Genomic DNA, 21,182 nt, shown 5'->3' with positions numbered 1-21,182 from the left:
GATGAAGCGTTCCTTGATCGCACGGACGGCCGCAGTCGCGGCCGTAGCCGCCATCGGCCTCACCGCGTGCGGTGGCGGCGGCGACCCTCTCGCCAACGGCGGCTCCGGCGCGGCACCCTCGGGTGGCGCCGCTGCCTCCAACAAGATCATCGTGGGCTCGGCGAACTTCGTCGAGAGCCAGATCCTCGCCGAGATCTACGGGCAGGCGCTGGCCGCCAAGGGCGTCACGGTGCAGCAGAAGCCGGCCATCGGCAGCCGGGAGACCTACTACCCGGGCCTGCAGGACGGGTCGATCGACCTGATCCCGGAGTACACGGGTGTGCTGCTGCAGTTCGTGAAGAAGGACGCCACGGAGACCGACCCCGACGCGGTCTACTCGGCGCTGCAGAAGGCGCTGCCGGCCGCGCTGACGGTCACCGCGAAGTCGGCGGCCGAGGACAAGGACGCGGTGGTGGTCACCAAGGAGACCGCCGCGAAGTACAACGCCAAGAGCATCGCGGACCTGGCCCCCAACTGCGGCCAGCTCGTGTTCGGTGGACCGCCGGAGTTCCAGAAGCGGCCCGACGGCATCCCCGGCATCGCGGCGAAGTACAACTGCAACTTCAAGGAGTTCAAGTCGCTCGACGCCGGTGGCCCGCTCACCGTCTCGGCGCTGAAGAACGGTGACGTGCAGGCGGCCGACATCTTCAGCACCGACGCGTCGATCCCGGCCGACGGCTTCGTCGTCCTCGACGACCCGAAGAGCAACTTCGCCGCGCAGAACGTCGTGCCGCTGATCAACAAGGCGAAGCTGACCGATCCGATCAAGGCGGCGCTGGACGCCGTGTCGGCCAAGCTCACCACCGCGGAGCTGACCGCGCTCAACGCCGAGGCCGCCGGCCCGACCAAGCCGAGCGCCGAGACCGTGGCGAAGAGCTGGCTGTCGAAGAACGGCCTGAGCTGACCCCGGGGTGCTCCGGCCGTGCCAAGCACGGCCGGAGCACCTGAGGTTGCGTGCAGATCTGGCTCCCGCTACGGCCAGGTGCAGATCCGGCGGCTCGCGTCGCCGTTCGGGTCCAGGCAGGCCTGGAGATCGCGCCCATGGTCGCCGGAGAGATACCACTCGCCCGGCATGTTCCCGAACCGGTCCAGGTCATGGGGCGCCGACCGGTAGGAGTGCTCGACCCATCCCTTGCTGTAGTAGGGCGTGTAGCCGATCCGCAGCACGTCACCGTTCTGCGGTCGGGTGACGATGCCGCGGTACATGTACGTCTGCCGGGCCGGCGCGTAGCAGACCATGACGGAGACGACGCTCCCCGGAGCGCGGCCGGGCACATCACGGCTCACGCTGTCCCCGCCCGAGCCCGCACATTCGAAGAAGTCGGCGTAGGCCGGGGTGGCGAGCACCGTGCCCATCGCCATGACGGCGACGAGGATCGACAGTGCTTTGACACGTAGCTTCACAGCAGTTCCTAGCTTCGGATTCTCGCGGTCGGCCTCCTGCCGCCCGGCCGCGTGTTGCCGAGCGATCTCCGCCTGCCGTTGGTCCGCGCCCCGGATGATTCGAGGAACGCCGAATCGATTCCGCCTAGCCGACCTGCGAGGGTGGTCGGAGGCGGGCCAGTCGTAGCGTCCTGGACGCCGACCAGACCACCAGTGCGAGCATGCCCACGCTCACGACGTACGCGGTGGGCGCGACCGGCCCGGCGGCGAGCATGACGTCGGCCGCTTCGGCGCTGACCAGGTGCATCGACCCGGACGTGACCAGCGTCAGGAGGGCGCCGGCGATGGCGGTGAGTGCCACCGTCAGGCCGATCCGGCGGGCCGGTGCCGCCCGGTGGAACGTGGCCGCGAACAGCAGGAGTTCGAGGGCGCCCACCCCGATCGACGTGGCGTCCTGCAGGCGGGCCAGCGCCGAGACGATCGCGGGTGGCGGTGCGGCGCCCGCAACCGCCTGCCAGGAGATCCCGTTGCTCCAGAGCAGATCCCAGGCGAGCATCATCCCCGGGAACGCGACGGCCAGCAGGAACGCCGTGCGCCGTCCCTGGCGGGCGGTGAGCTCCACCTGGTACTCGGGCGCGATCTCGGGGACCGTGCCGAAGTCACGCACGGCGCGCACCGCGGCGTCGTGCGGCGGGAGGCCACCGTCACGGTAAGCGGCAGCGGCGTCCTCCAGTCCGTCCCTGACCTCGGTCAGCATGCTGTGGCGCACGCGCGCGGGCCCGCGCAGGGCGCGCGACAGTGTCCGGACGTACTGGGCAACGGGATCGGTGTCGGGATCCATTCTGGCGGGCGTGGTCATGCCTGGCCTCCGGCGACCGGTCGCAGCACGGCGTCGACGACGCTGCTGAACTCGGTCCACTCCGTGCGCTGGCCCGCGAGCGCGTGCCGCCCGGCGCGGGTGAGCGTGTAGGTGCGCCGCTTGCGCCCGCCGACCACGCTCCATGCGCCCGACAGCAGTGCGGCCCGCTCGAGGCGGCGCAATGCGGGGTAGACGGTCCCGGTGGGCAGGTCGAGGACGCCACCGCTGCGCAGTTGCAGCGCCTCGATGATGGCGTAGCCGTGGCGGGGCCCGGCCTCGAGCACGGAGAGGATGAGGCCGTCGAGGTGGCCGCGGATCGCGTCGGGTCTCACGGGTAGGGATTCTACGTATCCCACGAGCGCTGACATCAGGGATCCGATCAGGGAAATCCCCGATGTATAAGTAGACACGCTACTTATAGCTTGGTGGGCATGGACACACTCGCACGACCAGCGGAGGCGCGCCGGGCACCGGCCACGCTGTGGCTGCTCCGCTGCGTGATCACGGTGCACCTCATGGCGGTACTGGGGCAGCCGGTGTTCGCGGGCCTGTTCCTCACCGGGGACGTGAAGGCGATCCAGGTGCACGCCATGGTCGGAAGCATGCTCGCGGCGTTCGACCTGCTCGTGATCGTCGCGGCGCTCCTGCACGTGATCGGTGGCCGCGGGCGGTTCTGGGTGCTGCCGGTCGCGGTCGTGCTGTTCCTCGCCGTCGGCCTGCAGATCGGGATGGGCTACGCGCGCATCCTGCAGGTCCACGTCCCGCTGGGCGTCGCGATCGTCACGGCATCGGTGCTGCTGGCGATCTGGGTGTGGAGCCCGTCCTCCCGACGTCCCCGCGGTGGTGTGCGATGACGGGGTTTTCGCGCCGCGGCTTCCTCGGCCTGCTCGGCGGTGCGGCCGCGATGACCGTGCTCGCCGGATGCGGCCCCCGCGGGCAGACCGGGGTCGAACTGGCCAGCCGGGCCTCGCTGCCCGAGGCGTTCCGCGTGCCGCTGCCGGTACCGCCGATCGCGCGACCGGTGGGCGTCGACCCGTCGGGTGCGCAGCTGTACCGGATCACCCAGCGCGTGGGGCAGGCCGAGATCCTGCCCGGGCTGCGCACCCCGATCCTGGGGTACGACGGCATCTTCCCGGGCCCGACGTTCGAGAGCCGCTCGGGCCGTCCGATCGTCGTCCGCCACCGCAACGAGCTCCCGGTGCCGACCGTGGCGCACCTGCACGGCGGGCACACCCCGCCCGAGAGTGACGGCTGGCCCCTCGACCTCGTGCTGCCCGTCGACGACCCGGGCGGCTGGATGCAGCACGGTTCGATGGTCGGTGACGTCGTGAAGGGGGAGCGCGAGCACCGCTACCCGCTGGCGCAGCGGGCCGCCACGCTCTGGTACCACGACCACCGGATGGACTTCACCGCTCCGGCGGTCTACCGGGGGCTGGCGGGTTTCCACATCGTCCGTGACGACGTCGAGGACGCGTTGCCGCTGCCGCGCGGCGACCGGGAGCTGCCGCTGATGATCGTCGACCGGGCGTTCAACGCCGACGGCTCGTTCGCCTACCCGGGTCTGGACCAGGCGATGCGCAGCCTTCCCGGCGTCGAGGACAACTGGATGGAGGGCGTGCTGGGCGACGTGGCACTCGTCAACGGCGCGCCGTGGCCGGTGCACGACGTCGACGCCGCGCGCTACCGGCTGCGGATCCTCAACGCGTCCAACGCCCGCCGCTACGGCCTTGCGCTCACCGTGCCCGGCGGCCCGGCACTGCCGCTGGTGCAGATCGGCTCCGACGGCGGGCTGCTCGCTGCGCCGATCGAGCACCAGTCGATCGAGACGGCTCCCGGCGAGCGCTTCGACGTGATCGTCGACTTCGCGGTGGTGCCCGTCGGCACCGAGGTGACGCTGGTGAACCAGCTCGGCACCGGCCGGATGGCCGAGATCATGAAATTCCGGGTGGTGCGCGCGGCGAAGGACGACAGCGCCGTGCCACCACGGTTGGCGGACGTGGAGCCGCTGGTACCCGCCGCGGGCGCGACCCTGCGGACGTTCCAGTTCACGCGGGGCAAGGTCGGCCGCCACGCCGGCTGGACGATCAACGGCACCTCGTTCGACCCCGACCGGTCGATCGCCGACATCCCCCTCGGGCAGACCGAGATCTGGCGGTTCGTCAGCGACGTCCACCATCCGGTCCACGTGCACCTCGACGCGTTCCAGGTGCTCGGCCGCGGCGGGCGCGAGCCGGGTCCCTACGACGCCGGCTGGAAGGACACCGTCGACCTGCCGCCCGCCGAGATCCTGGAGGTGGCGGTGCGGTTCACCGACCACACGGGCCGGTTCGTCCTGCACTGCCACAACCTCGAGCACGAGGACATGGCCATGATGGCGACGATCAGGACGGTGTGATCAGGACGGTGTGATCAGGACGGTGTGATCAGGACGGTGTGATCAGGACGGCTGATCAGATGACCGCGATCACGTCGAGCACACGCCGGAGGTCCTGCAGGTCCCGCGCATTGCGGGTGGCGATGCTGTACCCGTGACGCTCGGCGCTGGCGGCGATCATCAGATCGAGGCGGCGAGGACGGGGATCTCGCCCGGCGGCGCGCACGGCATTCGCGAGCATGCCGTAGGACGCCGCCGTCGCCAGGTCGAACGGCACGATGTCGAACGTCTCGATCACCAGCTGCAGCCGCCGCCTGCGCCGCTGGCGTCCGATCGGATCGGAAGCGGCGCCGACGCCGTACTCCAGCTCTGCGATCGTGACCGTGCTGATGGCCACCACATCGGCGATGGAACTCAGGCCCGCGGCAGGAGGCTCGATCACCACGGAGGTGTCGAGCAGGACCTGGCGCTCGACCGCGGCCGTCATTGATCGCGGCCCGGTGTCCACGGATCCGTCGGGAGGTCGTCGCCGAACAGCGCGTCGGCCGCGGCGATGTCGAGAGCCCATGCCGCTGGGTCCGGCCCTGGCCCTGCGGAAGCGAGGAGCGCATCGAACTCGGCCGCGGGGACGAGTCGGCGTTTGCGGGGGCCACGCTGATGCGGCACGAGATCGGCGACGGCATGGCCATGCACGGTGATCGTGAAGGACTCTCCCTCGGCCACCCTGCGCATGATCTCAGCATTGTTGTTGCGCAGGTCTGACTGCCGGATGGATTCGCTCACCACGCCAGAATAGCTACGGCATAGCGATAGTGCTATCTCCGGTTCACCGTGGTGGTTCGGATCCTCCGCCGCGTGGACGGTCGCCGCTCTCCTGGTCTGCGGGCGCACCCGTCGGGCGGGTGCGCGGGGGCCCGGCGGCGGTGGGCAGCAGGCGGGTCAACAACCGGCGCAGCCGCGGGGCCAGCGGCCGCTCCACGAGCCGGTGGATCGCGTAGGCGACCAGCAGCATCAGCGTCACGAGCCCGATGACCAGCACCCAGCGGTTCAGCGCGGGGCCGAGCAGCGTGAACAGCATGAAGCCGATGTGGGCGTGGATGAGGTAGAGCGGGTAGGTCAGGCTGCCGAGCACGGCGAACCAGGGCAGCGCGAACCGGCGCGTCGCCCCGATGGCCACCAGCGTCATCACCCCGTAGATCGCGATGATGATCACCGCGACCACGACGTCGTTGAACGCGGCCGCGTAGCGCTCACCCACCGCATCGGCGAACCCGACACCGCGGTAGACGGCGTTCACCAGGCTCAACCCGAGTATCAGGACGATCTCGAGCGACGGCCCGAAGCGGTGCAGCAGGAACAGCGCCATGCCGGCGACGAAGTAGTGGGCGAACTGGGTCTGCACCACGAGGTCGGCGGTGTTGGCCAGGCCCGCGGGCACCAGCCCGGACTCCAGCACGGCGATCGCCACCAGCCAGATCCACAGCGCGTTGAGCGTGCGCCTGCGGGTCATCCCGATCACGGTGAGCAGCAGGATGAGGGCGTAGAAGCGCAGCTCCGACCAGAGCGTCCAGTAGACGACGTCGACGTTCTCCTGGTTGACCAGCGAGTTGAGCATGGTCAGGTTCGTCAGGTACTGGAACGCCGTGACGCCGAACTTCGGGGCGCCGATGAGCACCGTCACCACGGCGGTGAGCGTGACGGCCACCCAGTAGGCGGGGTAGAGCCGCACGATCCGCGAGATCAGGAACTGGCCGGGCTTGCGCTGCCACGCGCTCATCAGCACGACGAAGCCGCTGATGACGAAGAACAGGTCGACGCCGAGGTACCCGTAGCGCGCGACCTGGTTCAGCTCCGGGTACGCGACCGGGCTCAGCCCGCCCGCGTAGGCGGAGAACAGGTAGTGGTAGAGCACCACCGACAGGGCGGCGATGATCCGCAGCAGGTCGATCTCGTGCAGGCGGGGCCGGGTGGCTGGGGCGTCGAGGGTCGTCATGCCACCGCCCGGGCGAGTGCCGTGTCGATCAGGGTGTCGAGCAGGCTGCGGTAGCTGACGCCCACGGCCTGCCACATCCGCGGGTACTGGGACGCCGCGGTGAACCCGGGGAAGGTGTTGATCTCGTTGAAGACCGGTCGGCCGTCGGGACGCACGAAGAAGTCGGCTCGGATCAGCCCGGCGCAGCCCAGTGCGCGGAACGCCTGCACGGCCAGCCGTCCCACCTCGTCGACGGTGGTCGTGTCCAACCGGGCTGGCACCTCGAACACGGTCTGCGTGGAGGCGTACTTCGCGTGGTAGTCGAACAGCGTGCCGTCGGGGACGCGGATCTCCAGCGGTGGGCTGACCGAGAGCGTGCCGTCGGGCAGCTCCAGCACGCCGATGTCGATCTCGCGGCCCGGCACGGCGGCCTCGACGAGGACCATGTCGTCGAACTGCCGCGCGACGGTGACGGCGGCAGGCAGATCGGCCCACCGGTCGACCCGGGTGACACCGAGGCTCGAGCCCGAGCGGGACGGCTTCACGAACACCGGCAGGCCGAGGCGCTCCCTGGCGTCGTCCGCGACGTCGACCTGCGATCCGGTGAGGACCACGTCGTCGGCGACGACGAGACCGGCAGCGGCCGCCGCGCGCTTCGTGCGCACCTTGTCCATGCCGAGCGCACCGGCGAGCGTGCCGCTGCCGACGTAGGGGATGCCGATGGCCTCGAGGCAGGACTGCAGGGCGCCGTCCTCCCCGAGCGGGCCGTGCAGCGCCGGGAACGCGACGTCGCACGCGCCGACCGCGGCGAGCCCGGCCAGTACGCCGGACGCCGGGGGCACCGTGGTGTCGGCCGCGGGCAGCTGGGCGTCGAGCGCGCGGAGCGTGGCCTCACCGCCCGCGGCGAAAGCGGCGGGGTCGTCCACGCCGACGGCCCAGTAGCCCTGCCGATCGATCCGCACCGGAACGGCGGTGAACCGCTCCCGGCCCAGGTGGGCGAGGATGCTGGCGGCGGACAGGCACGAGACGGGGTGTTCCCCGCTGCGGCCACCGAAGATGACGGCGACACGGATCGGCTCAGCGGGCACGGGCGACCTCTCCGGCGGGCACGGGTGATGGGCGCGTGGCGGCGTCCCCGCCGACGTAGAGGCGCTCGACACGGTTGCCGATGCCCGTGAGGACCTCGTGCGGGATCGTGCCGGCCCACGCGGCCCACTCGGTCACCGTCGGCTCGCCCCGGTCACCCGGGCCGAAGACCACGACGTGGTCGGGCTCGACGGCGCGGATGCCGACGTCGACCACGAACTGGTCCATGGCGATCCGGCCGGCGACCGGACGTCGCTCGGTGCCGACCCAGACCTGGGCGTACCGGCCTGCCGAGCGCGGGACGCCGTCGGCGTAGCCGAGGGGGACCAGCGCCAGCCGGGTGCGACCGCGGGTGACGTAGTCGTGGTGGTAGGAGACGCCGGTGCCCTCGTGCACGCTCTTCAGCGACACGATCGGGGCGCGCAGCGTCATGACCGGTCGGAGCCCGGTCTCGTGGCCCGGGATCGGTTCGACGCCGTAGAGGCCGATGCCCATTCGCACCATGTCGAAATGGGTGCTGGGCCGGTGCAACGCCCCTGCCGAGTTGGCGAGGTGCTTGATCACCGGCCGCAGGCCGGCGCTTTCGGCGACGGCGATGGCGTCGGTGTAGCGGGCGATCTGCGTGCCGACCAGCGCGCCGCTTTCGGCGTCGGCGTCGACGAGGTGCGACCAGACGGAGGTGACCGACACGTGCCCGGCCCGCTCCGCCGCGCGGGCGCGTGCGACGAGTTCCGGCCAGCTCTCGAGCGTCGCACCGTTGCGGGAGAGCCCGGTGTCGATCTTCAGGTGGACGTCGGCCGACCGGCCCACCCGGGCCGCGGCCCTGGCGACGGCGTCCAGCTGAGCGGCGGTGGCCACCGACAGGGTGATGTCGGCGGCCACGGCCTCGCGCAGGTCGGTGGCGGCCGGGTAGAGCCAGCTCAGGATCGGTGCCTCGATGCCGCCGGCCCGCAGCGCGAGCGCCTCGGCAGGCGACGCGACACCCAGCCAGCCAGCACCGTGCGCCACCGCCGCCCGCGCGACGGGCACCGCGCCGTGCCCGAAGGCGTCGGCCTTCACCACCGCCATGATCATGCTGTCGGTCAGCGACCGGGCGATCGCCACGTTCGTGCCGATGGCCGCGAGGTCGATGACCGCTTCTCCAGCGGTCACGCGCGAGCCTCGCGGGTCGTGGATCCTGCGCACTGCATGGTCGGCCCCCTCCACCCAGCGGGTGCGGCTGTCGATCAGCCTGGTGCCGGCCTCGCGCCGACACGTCTCAACAGGTTTTCATGCCCGTTTCGTTGCCGGCTCAGTAAGGGGGTGTGTTGACGCCACGGGTTCACGCCAGTCCGGGGATCACCTCGGTCCCGTAGGCCTCGACGGTCGCGTCGACCGCGTCGTGCATGGCGTAGACCGCGAACTGGTCGACCCCGAGCGCCTGCAGCTCGGCGAGCCGTTCCCGCTGCGCGGCGGGCGGCCCGAGCAGGCAGAACCGGTCGACGACCTCGTCGGGCACGAACGTGGTGGAGGCGTTGCCCGCCCGGCCGTGGTGGGCGTAGTCGTAGCCGTCACGGTCCTTGATGTAGCCCGTGAGCGCGGCCGGGACCGCCGCCGACGCCTCGCCGTAGCGCGTGACGAGATCGGCGACGTGGTTGCCGACCATCCCGCCGAACCAGCGGCACTGGTCCCGCGCGTGCCCGAGGTCCTCGCTGACGTAGGCGGGTGCCGCCACGCAGATCGTGATCTCCGCGGGATCCCGGCCGGCCGCCTCCGCGGCGGCACGCACGCTCTTGACCGTCCACTCCACGAGGTAGGGATCGGCCAGCTGCAGGATGAACCCGTCGGCGGCGCGACCGACCAGGTCGAGCGCCTTGGGTCCGTAACCCGCCATCCAGACCGGCAGCGCCGCCCCGTCGGGAACCCAGGGGATCTGCACGGTGGTGCCCTCGAGATCGACGGCACGACCCTCGGCGAGCTCCCGGATCACGTGCATCGACGCCTCGAGCCGCCCGAGCGTGGTGGGCGGCCGGCCCTGCACGCGCACGGCCGAGTCACCGCGGCCGATGCCGCAGATGGTGCGGTTGCCGAACATCGAGTTCAGCGTGGCGTGCAGCGACGCGATGACCGTCCAGTCCCGGGTGGCCGGGTTGGTGACCATCGGGCCGACCACCATCCGCGACGTGCGCTCCAGTATCCGCGGGTAGATGACGTAGGGCTCCTGCCAGAGCAGGTGCGAGTCGAACGTCCAGCCGTGGGTGAAGCCGAGCTCCTCGGCGTGCGCCATGCGATCGACGACCGTCTGGGCCGGCGGGTCGGTCTGGAGAACGAGCCCGATGTCCATTGTCACCTCAGGTACTGGCAGGTGTCGCGGCGCAGGTAGCGCCCGTGTCCCGGTGAGCCGTGGTACTCGCCACCGTCGATGATCACGCGACCGCGCGACAGCACCGTCTCGGCCTTGCCCGTGATCGTCTTGCCCTCGTAGGGGGAGTAGTCGACGGCCATGTGGTGCGTCGACGACGACAGCACCTGCTCCGCCGCCGGGTCGTAGATCACGATATCGGCGTCGGCGCCGGGGGCGACGGTGCCCTTGCGCGGGTAGAGCCCGAACATCCGGGCCGGTGTCGCGCAGGCGATCTCGATCCAGCGCCGCCGCGAGAGGTGCCCGTCGACGACACCCTGGTGCAGCAGGTCCATGCGGTTCTCGACGCCCGGCAACCCGTTGGGGATCTTGGAGAAGTCGCCGATGCCCATCTCTTTCTGCCCCTTGAAGCAGAACGGGCAGTGGTCGGTGGAGACCACCGACAGGTCGTCGTTGCGCAGCCCGCGCCAGAGGTTGGCCTGGTGCTCCACCGGGCGCAGCGGCGTCGAGCAGACGTACTTGGCGCCCTCGAAGTCCGGCCGCGCGAGGTCGTCGGTGGACAGGAACAGGTACTGCGGGCAGGTCTCGGCGAACGCGTTGAAGCCTTCCTCGCGTGCCGCCGCGACCTGCGCCAACGCCTTCGTCGCCGACAGGTGCACGATGTAGAGCGGCGCCCCGGCCACCTGGGCCAGCTTGATCGCCCGATGCGTGGCCTCGGCCTCGAGCAGCTCGTGGCGCACGTCGCCGTGGTAGCGCGGGTCGGTCTGGCCGCGGGCCAGTGCCTGCTCCACGAGCACGTCGATCGCGATGCCGTTCTCGGCGTGCATCATCGTCAGCGCGCCGGTCTCGGCGCCCTTCTGCATCGCGCGCAGGATCTTGCCGTCGTCGCTGTAGAAGACCCCTGGATAGGCCATGAACAGCTTGAAGCTGGTGACGCCCTCGCCGACGAGCCCTTCCATCTCCTTGAGCGACTGCTCGTTGACGTCGGCGAGGATCATGTGGAACGCGTAGTCGACGGCGCAGTTGCCCTCGGCCTTGGCGTGCCAGGCGTCGAGCCCCTCGCGCAACGTCCCACCGACGTTCTGGATGGCGAAGTCGACGATCGTGGTGGTGCCGCCCCAGGCCGCCGCGCGGGTGCCGGTCTCGAACGTGTCGGAGGCGAACGTGCCGCCGAAGGGCATCTCCATGTGCGTGTGCGCGTCGACACCGCCAGGGATCACATACTTGCCGGCGGCGTCGATCACGGTGTCGGCGGTCCAGCCCGCGGCCACCGACGAGCCGCTCGCGGCGAGCGCCACGACCTGCTCACCGTCGATGAGGACGTCGGCCGCGGTCTCCTCGGCGGCCGTGATGACCAGGCCGTTCCTGATCAGGGTTCTGGTCAAGGGGTGACCTCCTCGATCGACGCGACGAGCGCGGCAAGGCCCTCGGCGGCCTCGTCGGCCGTGAGGGTGAGTGGCGGGGCGATGCGCAGGACGTTGCCGTGCAGGCCGCCCTTGCCGACGAGCAGGCCGCGGCGCTTGGTGGCCTCCAGCACGGCCGTGGCGAGTTCCGGAGCGGGGTCACCCGGCGTGCCGGTGCCGGGGCGCACCAGCTCGACACCCAGCATCAGGCCCTTGCCGCGGATGTCGCCGATGATCGGCGAGCCGATGGCGCGCAGGCCCTCGAACAGGCCCGGGCCGACGCGGGCCGCGTTGCCCTGCAGGTCGTGTTCCAGCAGGTAGCGCAGGTTGGCCAGGGCTCCGGCGGACGTGAGCGGCGAACCGCCGAACGTCGAGATGGAGTTGGCGCCGAGCGAGTCCATGATCTCGGCACGGGCGATCACGCCACCCATGGACAGGCCGTTGCCGATGCCCTTCGCGAACGTGACGAGATCGGGGGTGGCACCGTGCGCCTGCCAGCCCCAGAAGTGCTCGCCCGTGCGTCCCCAGCCGGTCTGCACCTCGTCGGAGATCCAGAGGATGCCGCGCTCGCGCAGCACCTCCGCGAACGCGCCCAGCAGGCCGTCGGGACCGGAGGTGAAGCCGCCGACGCCCTGGATCGGCTCGGCGATGAACGCCGCGATGTCGCCGCCGGACTGGTCGAGCACGTCCTTGAGGTCGGCGACCGACGCGGCGATGTACTCGCCGTCGGACAGACCCGCGAACGGCGAGCGGAACTGCTGCCCGCCGTGCACGTAGTAGGTCTGGAACGGCGAGAGCGACGTGGGTGACCAGCTGCTGTTGCCGGTGATGGCGATCGTGGAGAAGGACCGGCCGTGATAGCTGTTGCGCAGCGCGAGGATCTGGTTGGACCGGCGCAGCGAGCTGGCCAGCAGCAGGGCGGCGTCGTTGGCCTCGGTGCCGCTCGGGGTGAGGAACACCTTGGCGTCCGGGATCGCGGAGACCTCGGCGATCTGCTCGGCGAGCTCCACCATCGGCCGGTTCAGGTACAGCGTGGAGCTGTGGATGATCCGGCCGGCCTGCTCGCTGACGGCCTTCGTGACCTCGGGCAGCGCGTGCGCGGTGGCCGTGGTGAGGATGCCGCCGAAGAAGTCGAGGTAGCGGTTGCCGTCGGCGTCCCAGACGTGGCGGCCCTCGCCGCGCTCGATCTCGATGGGCTCCTGGTAGTAGATCGCCAGCCAGGACGGGAGGACGGCGCGGGTCCGCGCAAGAAGCTCGCTCATGACTCCACCAGCGGTCCGTAGGCGTCGGGGCGGCGGTCGCGGTAGAACGCCCACTGCTGCCGCACCTCCTCGATCATGGCGAGGTCGAGGTCCCGGACGACGAGCTCCTCCTCGTTGCCCGACGCCGGCTCACCCACGAACTGGCCGCGCGGGTCGACGAAGTAGCTGGTGCCGTAGAAGTCGTTGTCGCCGTACTCCTCGACCCCGACCCGGTTGATCGCCGCGACGAAGTACTCGTTGGCGACGGCGGCGGCTGGCTGCTCGAGCTTCCACAGGTAGGACGACAGGCCGCGGCTGGTGGCACTCGGGTTGAACACGATCTGCGCACCGGCGAGGCCGAGCGCGCGCCAGCCCTCGGGGAAGTGCCGGTCGTAGCAGATGTAGACGCCGATCTTGCCGACCGCCGTGTCGAAGATCGGCCAGCCGAGGTTGCCGGGCCGGAAGTAGAACTTCTCCCAGAAGCCCTTGACCTGCGGGATGTGGTGCTTGCGGTACTTGCCCAGGTAAGAGCCGTCGGCGTCGATCACCGCGGCGGTGTTGTAGTAGAAGCCCTCGGACTCGAGCTCGAACACGGGCACGATCAGGACCATGCCGGTCTCGCGGGCGAGTGCCTGCATCCGCTGCACCGTCGGGCCGTCGGGAACGGCCTCGGCCCAGCGGTAGTGCTCGGCCTCCTGCACCTGGCAGAAGTAGGGGGCGTTGAAGACCTCCTGGAAGCCCATCACCTTGGCGCCCTGCTGGGCGGCTTCCCGCGCGTACTTCTCGTGCACCTCGATCATGGACTCGGTGTCGCCGGTCCACTTCGTCTGCACGATCGCCGCGCGGACCACCCGGGACTGCTCCGCCATGAATCAACCTCCACTGCTGATCGCCCGAAGGGGAAGGGGACACCTTCGAACGTCGGACCACCTCCGTGCAAGGGCTTCGGTGATGTGCCAGTACAAACGGTGCCGCACGGTTGCTACCCCCTCACGGTATGGAGCCGGAGGGCCGTTCTGACCTATCGTTCGAGTGGGCGTCCCGCCTGCCGACCGGATGAGGTGCGCAGCATGGAGCTGGTGACCGGAGCTCTTGCGGTCTGCTGCCTCGCGCTCGGCGTCATGCATCTGTTGCGACTGGCCGTGCGGCGCGTCGACATGATCGGCGAGGGCTCGCACGCGGCGATGTGCATCGGCATGGCCGCGATGTTCTCGCCGCTGCCCGATCCCGTCCCGACGCCGGTGTGGATCGTGATCTTCGTGGCCTGCCTGGGCTGGTTCGGCGCCGTCGCGATCCGGGGCCGCAGCCTGGGCGGCGAGCCCGGCCACCATGTCGTCGGCAGTGCGGCGATGCTCTTCATGCTGCTCAGCGGGCACGCCGGAGCGGCGGGGCATGCCTCGGGGAACGCGGGCCACGGTGGCGGGGTCGGGGGGTTCACCGCCACCTCGATCATCGCCATCGTGGCGGCCGGCTACTTCGCGTGGCACGGGCTGCGGTGTGCCGACCGGTTGCGGATGTGCCACGCGCAGGCCGAGCCGGTCGACACCGTGCAGGTCCGGGCGGGGTCGGACTCCGTCGCCGCGCTGGGTGGGTCCGTGCTCGCGCTGCCGGCTGTCACGCGGCCGCAGACCGCAGCCGTCGCCCACATCGTCATGGCTGTGGCGATGACGGTCATGCTGCTCGGGATGGTCTGAGCCCGGATTCAGCTGTGGTCAGCCGTGCAGCGCCCGGTAGGCCGCCATCGCGCCGGGGTGCAGCGGCACGTCTCCGGTGCCGATGAGGGAGCGCTGGTCCAGGTACTGGGTACCCAGCGCCGTCGTCGGGACGAGTGCCGGCGCGGCCTGCACGAGCGTGCGCACGACCTCGCCCGCGACCTCGTCCGGCAGGGTCGGCATGGCGATCAGCAGGTTTGCCACACCGACCGTCGGGACGCCGGGCGCCGGGCCGTACGCGCCCGCCGGCACCGACACCGGGCCGTACGCGGAACCGAAGGCGGCCTGCAGCTCGGGCAGGTGCGCGGCGAGCGGGAGCAGGCGGATGGGTCGCCGCGCCGCCAGCTCCGCGAGCGCCGGAGTCGGAACACCACCCGACCACAGCAGCGCGTCGGACCTGCCCGCACCGAGCGCGTCGACGGCCTCGCGCAACGGCCGGTGTGACACCTCGGCGGCGATGCCGGCGACCGCGAGCAGGCGCTCCCCGAACACCGCGGCCCCCGAGCCCATCGCGCCGAGCGACACCCGCTTGCCCACGAGATCGGCGGCACCGGCGATCGGGTCCTCGGCTCGGACCACGAACTGCATGTAGTTCTCGTAGACCCGCCCCAGCGCCACCAGCGGAACGGGCGCCGTGAAGGGCGCGGAACCGGTGAGCGCGGTACCGGCGACGTCGGCGAGCGCGAGGGCGAGGTTGGCGCGGCCCCCGGTGAGCAGGCCGATGTTGTCGACGGTGCCGCCGGTCTCCACCACAGCGGCGGTGAGCCCCTGCTCCTGCAACTGCTTCACCAGCAGGCCGCCGAACTCCACGTAGAACCCGCCGGACTCGCCCGCGGCCACCGTCAACGAGACGGTTCCGGTGCTCGTGCAGGCGGTGAGGCCGGCCAGTGCCGCGGCGCCGAGCAGCAGCGTGCGGCGGGAGATCATCGGCATGCCAGCTCCACGACGGCTTCGAGTCCGCCACCGGGTGCCGGGCCCAACCGCAGGGTGCCACCCCGTGCGGTGACGAGGCGCTCGGCGATCGAGAGGCCCAGCCCGGAGCCGCGCTGGGCGCTGACCTGACGGGCGCGCCAGAACCGTTCGGTGGCGCGCGGCAGGTCGTCGGCGGAAATACCGGGCCCGTCGTCGCGGACCGCCACCACGGCACGGCCGTCGGCGACGACCCAGCCCACCTGCACGGTAGCGCCGGAACCGCTGTACTTCACCGCGTTGTCCAGCAGTACGTCGAGCACCTGCGACAGCTCGCCTGCCGCGCACGCCACCTCCGCGCAGGGTCCCTCGGTGACGACGAGCCGCACGCCGGCCTGCCGCGCGACGGGTTCCCACAGCAGCACGCTCTCCGTCAGCACTGCGCCCACGTCCGCGCTCGCCGGCCCGGCGTCACCGGCCGCCAGATCGGTGGCGCGGCTCTCCGCCGACGCCAGGTCGAGCAGGTCGTCGAGCAGCGACTCGAGCCGCTCGACCTCCGTGACCGTCGACAGGTAGGTGCGCCGCCCGTCCGTGCCGATGTGCCCGTCGAGCGTGTCGACCCGCAGCCGCAGGGCGGCCAGTGGGTTGCGCAGCTGGTGGGAGGTGTCGGCCACGAGCCTGCGCTGCTGCGATGCACTCGTGGCCACCACGTCGGACATCCGGTTGAACGCTCCGGCCAGCTCCCGCAGCTCCGACGGTCCCGCGTTCGGTGAGACATGGGCACCGGGATGGCCCTCGGTGACCTCCCGCACCCCGCCTGCGAGCTCCGCGACCGGCCGCAGCACCCACCGAGCCACGACCAGCGCGAGTACCGCGAACGCCACGGCCGCCGCCAGCGCGCCGGAGGCCACCACGAGCCACGCCACGCCGACATCGGCGGCCGCCTCGGCGGGTGCGGCCCGCAGGACCACGGCTCCACCGACGCGGGTGCCGGTACCGACCGGGCGGCTGAGCAGGATCGGCCGGTCCGACCACGGCCCGAGCCGGTCGGGTTGCGCGGCCGGCTGGTTGCGCAGTGCAGCGTCGATGGCGTCGGCCACGCCGGCGTCGCCCACCGAGAGCCCGGACTGCACGATCAGCCGGCCCGCCGGGCCCACGACGACCACACCCTCGCCGTAGACGGAGCTGTAGGCGCGGACCTCGGTGTCGAGCACCGCGAGGCCTTCGGGAGTGTCGATCTGCTGGGCGAGCGCGGCGAACCGATCCAGATCGGCGGTACGCGACAGCACGAACCGCTGCGTCCGCTCCGCGGCGGTGCTGCCCAGCAACGGCAGCGCGAAGGCGGCCACGGCCACGATCGAGAACGCCGACAGCCCGAGCAACAGTCGCCTGCGCACGTCAGCCGCCGAGCCGGAAGCCGAACCCGCGGATCGTCGCCAGCAGCCCCGGCCGGTCGATCTTCGAGCGCAGCCGCGCGACGTGCACGTCGAGCGACCGCGACACGGCGAGGTAGGCGTCACCCCAGATCTCGTCGAGCAGTTGCTGGCGGCTCAGCGCCGACCCGGCCCGGCGGGCGAGCGCGGCGAGGATGTCGAACTCCATGGACGTGAGCGTCAGCTCCCGATCCGCGACCGTGGCCCGGCGGGCACCGATCTCGACGCGCAGGTCGGCGACCTCGACCACATCGTGGTCTTCCGGTGCCGCCACGGGCCGAGCCCGGCGCGCCACCGCTTCGATCCGGGCCAGCAGCTCGCGCAGCCGCACCGGCTTCACCAGATAGTCATCGGCCCCCAGCCGCAGGCCACGCACGATGTCGCGTTCGGCGTCGCGGGCGGTGAGCACGAGCACCGGGGTGTCGGCGATGCGCCGCAGCCTGCGCAGCACGTCGAGGCCGTCGCCGTCGGGAAGCCCCAGATCCAGCAGCACCACGTCGGCGTCGCGCACGCGAGCCCACACCTGCGCCGCCGTGGCGGCGCGGAACGCAACATGACCATGAACGCCGAGCGCCTCGACCACAGCGCCGGCCACCCCGTCGTCGTCTTCGACCACAAGAACTCGCAGCTTGATCACCCCTCAGGTGCGTCAGCCTGCCGGACGACGGGTACAGGTGGAAAGGACGATAGATTTCCCTTCACACGGTCACAGCGTGACAGCGGTCAGCTATTGGGGAGTTTCAGCACATGGCGAGCATCGAAGAGGTCCGGGCCGGCATCGCGCTGGCCAACGACAAGGCCTCGGAGAGTCTCGGAGCGCTGCAACAGGCGCAGTCGGCCCTGGAGCAGGCACAGGGGTCGCTGCAGCGCGTCACGGCGGGCAGCGGACAGGCCGACGTGTCGGAGGCCAACAGCCTGCTCGCGCAGGCCATCAGCAGCATCACCGACGTCCAGCAGGCCGTCCAGGCGGCCATCCAGGCGGCCGAGGGCGTCGCGAACCGGCTGTGAGCGGTTCCCTGGGTGACGTTCGCGGCGAGCTGGCCGGGGTGGCGGAGCAGATCAGCAACGCCGGGCAGTTCGCCGGGCTGGCGGCGGCCCGGATCGCCGCCGCGGTCGAGGTGCTCGCCGGGCTCGGCGAGCAGCACTCCGAGCCGGTGCTGCCCGAGGAACTGCGCCGCGCAGCGGACGAGCTCGACCGCTGCCTCGGGCTGATCAACGCCGGCACGCTGGCCGTCGCCGATCTCGACGCGCGGCTGTAGAGCGGCGTCGTGGCGCGAGGGCCGAACCGGCGGCAGGAGCGGATCGCAGGGGCGTTCGACGCGTTGTGCCTGGCGATCGGGCGGGCCCTCGGTGCGGCCGAGGGGGCCCGGGACACGGCCGTGCGCGAGCATGCCGCCACGATGGTCGAGATGTGGCTGCGCGAGCGCGGGCTCGACGCAGCCCGCGCCGATCCGCAACTGCAGGCGGTGCTCGCCAACCCGCGGATGGCCGACGTCGTGGCGTGTGTCGAAGCCGACCGGGCCGAAGCGCTCGCGCCCTGGCTGGCCGCGGGGCCCGGCCGGCTGAGCCGGTTGCTTCTGGAGGCCTCGCCGGGCGCCGCCGGGCGGGACCCGCAGGAGTGGCTCGGCCAGGTCGGCAAGATCGACGGGGCGGGGCCGGTCCCGGAGCTGTGGAAGATCGGCACGGGCCGGATCGGCGGTGAACCGCGCTCCGGCGGCCCGAGCCTGCGCAAGCCCTCGGTGTTCGACGTGTCCGTGCCGCTGCTCGACGAGTCGCACCTGCAGATCAGCTCCGACCACGAGTCCCGCGACGACGCCGAGACACTGGTGGAGAACCTGCTCCTGCGGGTGCTGAGCTACTTCCGGCCCGGCATGGTGCAGGTCCACGTCTGGGACGTGGCGCAGTACACCGGTTCGTTGCCGGGCCTCTACCCCCTGACACGGACCGGGCTGCTCACCGTCCACGACCCCGGCCGACTGCCGCAGCTGCTCGACGAGCTGTCGGACCGCATCCGGCGCGTCCACACCCGCGTGCTCGTGGACGGGCAGCCCTCGCTCTCGGCGCTGGCCAGCACCGAGGGAGGGCGCAGCGAGCCGTGGATCGTCGCCGTGCTCATGGGCAACCGTTCGGCACTGCGCGACGAGGACCACCGGCAGCTGCAGCGCGTGGCTCGGGGCGGGCCGGCCTGCGGCGTGCAGTTCGTGCTGCTCGACGTGCCGATGACGATCAACGCGCCCGTCGAGAGCGTCCAGGTGCGGCGGACCGGCACCGGCCCGTACAACGTGACGTCGATGACCGGGCCGCACGTCGCCGTCGACCTCGAGCCGCAGCTGCCCCCGGCCGAGGTCACCCGGGCCGGCCACGTGATCTCCGACGAGCACGAGCGCTGGCGCAGCCGGGTCGGGGTGTTCCGCGACCTGCTGCCGCCGCGGGAGCAGTGGGGGCGGGCGCGTTCGCTCGCCGGGCTGCACGCGCCGGTCGGGTTCGCCGATGGGTTGCCCGCCGAGGTCGCGCTGGCCGACGGGTCACCGCACGCCCTGATCGGCGGCCCGAGCGGCTCGGGCAAGACCAACCTGCTGCTGACGATGATCAGTGCGATGGCGGTGCGGTACGACCCCGACGAGCTCGAGTTCTACCTGCTGGACTTCAAGGAGGGCGTGTCGTTCGCGCAGTTCGCCCCGGGGCGCCGGGACCGCACGTGGCTGCCGCACGCCCGGCTCGTCGGGGTCAACATCAACACCGACCGCGAGTTCGGGCTCGCGCTGCTGCAGTTCCTCTCCGACGAGATGCGCCGCCGGGCCGAGGTGGCCAAGGCCCACGAGGTCACCAAACTGGAGGAGCTGCGCGCCGCCGACCCGGACGGGCGCTGGCCGCGGATCGTCGCGGTGATCGACGAGTTCCAGTACCTGTTCTCCGAACGCGATGCGGTCACCAAGGCGGCGACGACGCTGCTCGAGGACGTGGCCCGGCGCGGCCGATCGCAGGGCATCCACCTGGTGCTGGCCAGCCAGGACGTCTCGGGGATCGAGGCGTTCTGGGGACGGCCGGCGATCTTCGAGCAGTTCGTGCTGCGCATCGCGCTGCCGCGGGCCCGCCGGGTGCTCGCCGACCTCAACGACGCCACTCTCGACCTGCCGCGCTGGCACGCGGTCGTCAACCACGAGTCGGGCATCAAGCACGGCAACGAGGTCGTCCGGATCCCTGACGCCACGGCGAAGGGCTCCGTGGACGAAGTGCAGCGGGAGCTGCACGAGCAGTACCAGGCCGGGCGCGCCGAGCCGCGGCTCTTCGACGGCAGCAAGGCGCCGCGGATCGCCGATCTGATCGCCGAGCTGCCGCCGTCGGCCGACGGGGTCCCGCGTGCACTCGTCGGGCAGTGCATCGACGTGGCCGGCAGTGCCGCGACCGTCCGGCTGCCGGCGGCGCCGGGGCGCAACCTCGGTGTGCTGGCCAGCGTGCCGGCCGAGGCGGTTCGGGTGCTCGGTGCGGCCGCCGCCTCGCTGTCCGGGCAGTTCGCGCCGGGCACCGTCGACGTGCTGGTCGCGCCGCTGGTGGTGGAGGCGACCGAGCCTGCGGGGCAGCTCGTGACAGCGCTGACCACCGCCGGACACGTGCCCGAGGTCGTGACGCTCGACGGCTTCCGGGAGCGGATCGCCGCGCTCGCTGCGGAGATCACGACCCGGCTCGCGGGAGGCGGGAGGCGGCCGGTCGTGGTGGTGCTCTACGCCGCGGATGCCGCCGACACCAGCCTGGAGCGGGACGGCCTGGAGGCGCTGCGCAAGGTGTTGAGGTTCGGTCCGGAGACCGGGGTCCACGTACTGGGCTGGTGGCGCAGCGTGCAGCGGTTGCGGGCGCTGCTGGCGATGAGCGCTTCGGTCGACGACCTCGGGGCCTGGGTGGCGCTCGACGTGCAGGGTTCGGAGCTGGCCGCGCTGGCTCCGGGCATGATGCTGAGCTGGTCACCCCGTGCCGGCCGGGGGCTGTTCTTCGACCGCTCCCAGCACGCGCTGCCCGAGGTCGTCATCGTTCCCGAGCTGGAGGAGCCGCGATGACCGGGCCCGCATCGCGGCGCTACAAGGAGATCGTCGCAGGCATCACCCAGGCCGTCGAGGATCTCGGCGAGCAGGATCGGGCCCGGGCCGCGGAGCTGTCGCGGCGGCTCGTCGAACTCGACGCACGGATGCTGGCCACGGGGGAGGGCGCCGCCCTGACCCGGCTGGGAGTCGAGCTGCAGTGGGAGGCGGCGCTCGAGGTCCTGTGGGTCGAGTCCTGGATGAAGCTGCGTCCCCGACCCGGTCCCGACCCGCGGGCCGATCCGGCCGATCTCGCCGCGCTCGTCGCCGACGTCGAGGACGCGGGCGAGGCGCTGCAGGAGGCGGTCCGGCGGCGGCGGTTCGGGCTGCCCGGTCGCTGACGGTGCCCACGTGAAC

23 protein-coding genes are annotated in these 21,182 nt (G+C 71.6%); 8 read left to right on the top strand and 15 right to left on the bottom strand.

Annotated elements, in window-relative coordinates; genetic code table 11:
• Position 1 precedes the first annotated feature (1 nt).
• Positions 2–943 (top strand): ABC transporter substrate-binding protein, encoded by a 942-nt coding sequence (locus ACFPFQ_RS11090; RefSeq protein ID WP_379617531.1) that lies wholly within the window; start codon positions 2–4, stop codon positions 941–943.
• A gap of 68 nt (positions 944–1,011) precedes the next feature.
• Here ACFPFQ_RS11090 and ACFPFQ_RS11085 read toward each other — a convergent pair whose 3' ends face one another.
• The 3 genes from ACFPFQ_RS11085 to ACFPFQ_RS11075 form a co-directional block, all read right to left on the bottom strand.
• Positions 1,012–1,443 (bottom strand): hypothetical protein, encoded by a 432-nt coding sequence (locus ACFPFQ_RS11085; RefSeq protein ID WP_379617529.1) that lies wholly within the window; start codon positions 1,441–1,443, stop codon positions 1,012–1,014.
• Positions 1,444–1,567: 124 nt separating this feature from the next.
• Complete coding sequence (locus ACFPFQ_RS11080) at positions 1,568–2,281, bottom strand: permease prefix domain 1-containing protein (RefSeq protein WP_379617527.1); 714 nt, start codon at positions 2,279–2,281, stop codon at positions 1,568–1,570.
• Positions 2,278–2,613, bottom strand: coding sequence for a PadR family transcriptional regulator (locus ACFPFQ_RS11075; protein WP_379617525.1), 336 nt, complete (start codon positions 2,611–2,613; stop codon positions 2,278–2,280). The genes ACFPFQ_RS11080 and ACFPFQ_RS11075 overlap by 4 nt, the downstream gene beginning before the upstream one ends.
• A gap of 99 nt (positions 2,614–2,712) precedes the next feature.
• On the opposite strand from ACFPFQ_RS11075, the gene ACFPFQ_RS11070 reads away from it, so the two are divergent.
• Positions 2,713–3,135 (top strand): hypothetical protein, encoded by a 423-nt coding sequence (locus ACFPFQ_RS11070; protein ID WP_379617523.1) that lies wholly within the window; start codon positions 2,713–2,715, stop codon positions 3,133–3,135.
• Positions 3,132–4,676: a multicopper oxidase family protein gene (locus tag ACFPFQ_RS11065; RefSeq protein WP_379617521.1), complete on the top strand. Its 1,545-nt coding sequence runs from the start codon at positions 3,132–3,134 to the stop codon at positions 4,674–4,676. Before ACFPFQ_RS11070 ends, ACFPFQ_RS11065 begins: the two co-directional genes overlap by 4 nt.
• Positions 4,677–4,731: 55 nt before the next feature.
• On the opposite strand, the gene ACFPFQ_RS11060 is transcribed toward ACFPFQ_RS11065, so the two are convergent.
• The 9 genes from ACFPFQ_RS11060 to ACFPFQ_RS11020 all read right to left on the bottom strand — a co-directional run bounded on the left by ACFPFQ_RS11060 (position 4,732) and on the right by ACFPFQ_RS11020 (position 13,567).
• On the bottom strand, positions 4,732–5,142 hold the full coding sequence (locus ACFPFQ_RS11060; protein WP_379617519.1) for a PIN domain-containing protein: 411 nt from the start codon (positions 5,140–5,142) through the stop codon (positions 4,732–4,734).
• On the bottom strand, positions 5,139–5,438 hold the full coding sequence (locus ACFPFQ_RS11055; protein ID WP_379617517.1) for a type II toxin-antitoxin system Phd/YefM family antitoxin: 300 nt from the start codon (positions 5,436–5,438) through the stop codon (positions 5,139–5,141). Before ACFPFQ_RS11055 ends, ACFPFQ_RS11060 begins: the two co-directional genes overlap by 4 nt.
• Before the next feature lie 43 nt (positions 5,439–5,481).
• Positions 5,482–6,648, bottom strand: coding sequence for an acyltransferase family protein (locus ACFPFQ_RS11050; RefSeq protein ID WP_379617515.1), 1,167 nt, complete (start codon positions 6,646–6,648; stop codon positions 5,482–5,484).
• On the bottom strand, positions 6,645–7,715 hold the full coding sequence (locus ACFPFQ_RS11045; RefSeq protein WP_379617513.1) for a D-alanine--D-alanine ligase family protein: 1,071 nt from the start codon (positions 7,713–7,715) through the stop codon (positions 6,645–6,647). The genes ACFPFQ_RS11050 and ACFPFQ_RS11045 overlap by 4 nt, the downstream gene beginning before the upstream one ends.
• On the bottom strand, positions 7,705–8,865 hold the full coding sequence (gene alr, locus ACFPFQ_RS11040; protein ID WP_379617511.1) for an alanine racemase: 1,161 nt from the start codon (positions 8,863–8,865) through the stop codon (positions 7,705–7,707). The genes ACFPFQ_RS11045 and alr overlap by 11 nt, the downstream gene beginning before the upstream one ends.
• Before the next feature lie 169 nt (positions 8,866–9,034).
• Positions 9,035–10,036 (bottom strand): TIGR03842 family LLM class F420-dependent oxidoreductase, encoded by a 1,002-nt coding sequence (locus tag ACFPFQ_RS11035; protein ID WP_379617509.1) that lies wholly within the window; start codon positions 10,034–10,036, stop codon positions 9,035–9,037.
• 2 nt (positions 10,037–10,038) lie between these two features.
• Positions 10,039–11,439: a dihydropyrimidinase gene (hydA, locus tag ACFPFQ_RS11030; RefSeq protein WP_379617507.1), complete on the bottom strand. Its 1,401-nt coding sequence runs from the start codon at positions 11,437–11,439 to the stop codon at positions 10,039–10,041.
• Complete coding sequence (locus tag ACFPFQ_RS11025) at positions 11,436–12,719, bottom strand: aspartate aminotransferase family protein (RefSeq protein ID WP_379617505.1); 1,284 nt, start codon at positions 12,717–12,719, stop codon at positions 11,436–11,438. Before ACFPFQ_RS11025 ends, hydA begins: the two co-directional genes overlap by 4 nt.
• A complete protein-coding gene (locus tag ACFPFQ_RS11020) occupies positions 12,716–13,567 on the bottom strand; it encodes a nitrilase-related carbon-nitrogen hydrolase (RefSeq protein ID WP_379617503.1) in 852 nt (283 codons plus the stop codon). The genes ACFPFQ_RS11025 and ACFPFQ_RS11020 overlap by 4 nt, the downstream gene beginning before the upstream one ends.
• A gap of 201 nt (positions 13,568–13,768) precedes the next feature.
• Here ACFPFQ_RS11020 and ACFPFQ_RS11015 point away from each other — a divergent pair, with 201 nt between their 5' ends.
• Positions 13,769–14,392 carry a DUF5134 domain-containing protein gene (locus tag ACFPFQ_RS11015; RefSeq protein ID WP_379617501.1) on the top strand — a complete coding sequence of 208 codons (624 nt, stop codon included), beginning with the start codon at positions 13,769–13,771 and terminating at the stop codon, positions 14,390–14,392.
• 18 nt (positions 14,393–14,410) lie between these two features.
• On the opposite strand, the gene ACFPFQ_RS11010 is transcribed toward ACFPFQ_RS11015, so the two are convergent.
• The 3 genes from ACFPFQ_RS11010 to ACFPFQ_RS11000 are packed head-to-tail and all read right to left on the bottom strand — an operon-like array spanning position 14,411 to position 17,380.
• A complete protein-coding gene (locus ACFPFQ_RS11010) occupies positions 14,411–15,337 on the bottom strand; it encodes a TAXI family TRAP transporter solute-binding subunit (RefSeq protein WP_379617620.1) in 927 nt (308 codons plus the stop codon).
• Positions 15,334–16,716, bottom strand: a complete 1,383-nt coding sequence (locus ACFPFQ_RS11005; RefSeq protein WP_379617499.1) for a HAMP domain-containing sensor histidine kinase — start codon at positions 16,714–16,716, stop codon at positions 15,334–15,336. Before ACFPFQ_RS11005 ends, ACFPFQ_RS11010 begins: the two co-directional genes overlap by 4 nt.
• 1 nt (position 16,717) lies before the next feature.
• Positions 16,718–17,380, bottom strand: coding sequence for a response regulator transcription factor (locus tag ACFPFQ_RS11000; RefSeq protein ID WP_379617618.1), 663 nt, complete (start codon positions 17,378–17,380; stop codon positions 16,718–16,720).
• 119 nt (positions 17,381–17,499) lie between these two features.
• Here ACFPFQ_RS11000 and ACFPFQ_RS10995 point away from each other — a divergent pair, with 119 nt between their 5' ends.
• Genes ACFPFQ_RS10995 through ACFPFQ_RS10980 form a run of 4 tightly spaced genes read left to right on the top strand, consistent with a single transcriptional unit; the run spans position 17,500 to position 21,166 of the window.
• Complete coding sequence (locus tag ACFPFQ_RS10995) at positions 17,500–17,760, top strand: hypothetical protein (protein ID WP_379617497.1); 261 nt, start codon at positions 17,500–17,502, stop codon at positions 17,758–17,760.
• Positions 17,757–18,011: a hypothetical protein gene (locus ACFPFQ_RS10990; RefSeq protein WP_379617495.1), complete on the top strand. Its 255-nt coding sequence runs from the start codon at positions 17,757–17,759 to the stop codon at positions 18,009–18,011. Before ACFPFQ_RS10995 ends, ACFPFQ_RS10990 begins: the two co-directional genes overlap by 4 nt.
• 9 nt (positions 18,012–18,020) lie before the next feature.
• Complete coding sequence (locus ACFPFQ_RS10985) at positions 18,021–20,804, top strand: FtsK/SpoIIIE domain-containing protein (protein ID WP_379617493.1); 2,784 nt, start codon at positions 18,021–18,023, stop codon at positions 20,802–20,804.
• Positions 20,801–21,166 carry a hypothetical protein gene (locus ACFPFQ_RS10980; protein WP_379617491.1) on the top strand — a complete coding sequence of 122 codons (366 nt, stop codon included), beginning with the start codon at positions 20,801–20,803 and terminating at the stop codon, positions 21,164–21,166. The genes ACFPFQ_RS10985 and ACFPFQ_RS10980 overlap by 4 nt, the downstream gene beginning before the upstream one ends.
• The last annotated feature ends 16 nt before the right edge of the window (positions 21,167–21,182 follow it).

Source organism: Pseudonocardia sp. GCM10023141, from assembly GCF_042653605.1.
This window is presented reverse-complemented; position numbering and strand designations above follow the sequence as displayed.

Bases quoted from the DNA above. Each gene is read 5' to 3' on its own strand.
- ACFPFQ_RS10980 (WP_379617491.1), top strand. From the start codon at position 20,801: ATGACCGGGCCCGCATCGCGGCGCTACAAGGAGATCGTCGCAGGCATC.
- ACFPFQ_RS11025 (WP_379617505.1), bottom strand. From the start codon at position 12,719: ATGAGCGAGCTTCTTGCGCGGACCCGCGCCGTCCTCCCGTCCTGGCTG.
- ACFPFQ_RS11070 (WP_379617523.1), top strand. From the start codon at position 2,713: ATGGACACACTCGCACGACCAGCGGAGGCGCGCCGGGCACCGGCCACG.
- ACFPFQ_RS11050 (WP_379617515.1), bottom strand. From the start codon at position 6,648: ATGACGACCCTCGACGCCCCAGCCACCCGGCCCCGCCTGCACGAGATC.
- ACFPFQ_RS11010 (WP_379617620.1), bottom strand. From the start codon at position 15,337: ATGATCTCCCGCCGCACGCTGCTGCTCGGCGCCGCGGCACTGGCCGGC.
- ACFPFQ_RS11080 (WP_379617527.1), bottom strand. From the start codon at position 2,281: ATGACCACGCCCGCCAGAATGGATCCCGACACCGATCCCGTTGCCCAG.
- ACFPFQ_RS11035 (WP_379617509.1), bottom strand. From the start codon at position 10,036: ATGGACATCGGGCTCGTTCTCCAGACCGACCCGCCGGCCCAGACGGTC.
- ACFPFQ_RS11090 (WP_379617531.1), top strand. From the start codon at position 2: ATGAAGCGTTCCTTGATCGCACGGACGGCCGCAGTCGCGGCCGTAGCC.
- ACFPFQ_RS11020 (WP_379617503.1), bottom strand. From the start codon at position 13,567: ATGGCGGAGCAGTCCCGGGTGGTCCGCGCGGCGATCGTGCAGACGAAG.
- ACFPFQ_RS11060 (WP_379617519.1), bottom strand. From the start codon at position 5,142: ATGACGGCCGCGGTCGAGCGCCAGGTCCTGCTCGACACCTCCGTGGTG.
- ACFPFQ_RS10995 (WP_379617497.1), top strand. From the start codon at position 17,500: ATGGCGAGCATCGAAGAGGTCCGGGCCGGCATCGCGCTGGCCAACGAC.
- ACFPFQ_RS11015 (WP_379617501.1), top strand. From the start codon at position 13,769: ATGGAGCTGGTGACCGGAGCTCTTGCGGTCTGCTGCCTCGCGCTCGGC.
- ACFPFQ_RS11065 (WP_379617521.1), top strand. From the start codon at position 3,132: ATGACGGGGTTTTCGCGCCGCGGCTTCCTCGGCCTGCTCGGCGGTGCG.